This window comes from Actinoplanes lutulentus (assembly GCF_003259845.1).
Lineage (GTDB): Bacteria > Actinomycetota > Actinomycetes > Mycobacteriales > Micromonosporaceae > Actinoplanes > Actinoplanes lutulentus.
Genome location: NZ_QLMJ01000049.1, coordinates 1 through 1,321, shown reverse-complemented (window position 1 = coordinate 1,321; position 1,321 = coordinate 1). Strand labels below are relative to the sequence as shown.

The 1,321-nt window shown below is 65.6% G+C and carries 1 pseudogene; it reads right to left on the bottom strand.

Annotated elements, in window-relative coordinates:
* Positions 1 to 917 (bottom strand): annotated as a pseudogene (locus tag B0I29_RS45040) (hypothetical protein); the annotation flags it as partial.
* Positions 918 to 1,321 lie beyond the last annotated feature (404 nt).

The following is a 1,321-nucleotide window of genomic DNA, read 5'->3' as shown; positions in this document are numbered from 1 at the left end:
CCGCTCAGGCCGCTGAGCTTGAGGACGTCGGCCGAGGTGGCGGTGGACAGCTGCGGCTTCTCCGGTGATTCCGGGTCCTTGCCGGCCGAGTCCCACGCCATCGAGGTCGGGATGTTCGCGATCTCGGCCTGGGTAGCGGCGTCCAGGACGCTCAGGCCGCCGGTCTCGGCGTTGTGCCGGAAGATCGCGCCGTCCGCGCGCAGGCCGTAGGTCAGGGCTTTGACCGTGGCGGCGGCTTCGCGGTTCTTGATGATCAGCAGCAGGCCGAGGCCGCCTTCCTGGCGGGCGACCAGGAGCAGGTCGACTCCGGGGGAGACCTCGGGGTAGAGGGCGCGGGAGCCGTCGAGTACCGGTTCGGGCAGGGTGCCCGGCCAGGTGTAGGTGATGGTGTGGCCCTTGGCCTCGGCTTCGGCGAGGACGGTGGCGCCGGCCTCCGCACCGGCGCCCTTGCCTTTTTCACCATTGCCTTTATCGCCACCGCTGAAGCGGACCTTTTCCGGCGGGTTGGCCGGGATCACGCCGAGGCCGTCGGTGGCGGTGGGGTCGAGGCTGAGGGTGTTGTCGATCGGCGCCCACTGGCCGTTCTCGTCCTTTGCTCGCTGCGGCAGTGCGCTGGTGACGTCGCGCAGCTGGCCGTCGGGGCGGGCGAAGAGCTGACTGAAGGCGGTGGTGGCGCGGTCGACGAGGACGTCCTTGCCGGTGCGGCGGGCCTCTTGCAGGGCCGTGGCCTCGTCTTTGGGGCCGATGCCGGCGGGGATGGCCGCGACGGGCTCATCCTGTGCGGCGATCGGCTTTTCGTCGTCGGGAATCAGAGGTAGGGAAGCGGCGGTCAGGGCAGCGGCCATGACAAGGCCGATGGTGACGCCCAGCCGGGTGCGCGTACGCACGAACGGGCTGAGTAAGCGAGGCGCGGTCACGGCGGTCTACTCCCGTGGGGACCGAGGCGGAATGGGCAGCACAAACAGCCCCGAACGGCGTACCGAGGGGCAGAAGGCGGCCACACGATCGCACAGCAGCCATCGACATGTGTGGTTACAAGATTGTTACCCGACCTGAAGGTTTCTTTTAGGTAATGCCCGATTTAAAAGTTTTTCGTACGCGATGTCGCGTAGAAGGTGCGTTAAGAACCGTATTCGAGGCTTATTTGCAGCCTGTTTGGCATGTCGGGTTTTGTGGAGCTAAGTCCCGTGACCCAGATCACCGTTTATCTGTTTTGGTGACTGTCAGTGATCTTGAATATAGCTGAGTGCCTATCGCAGAGTGCCCCGGCACGCGCCTTTTTGGTTGGCGTGTGCCTTCTGGTGCCTCCGCACCGTTCTCT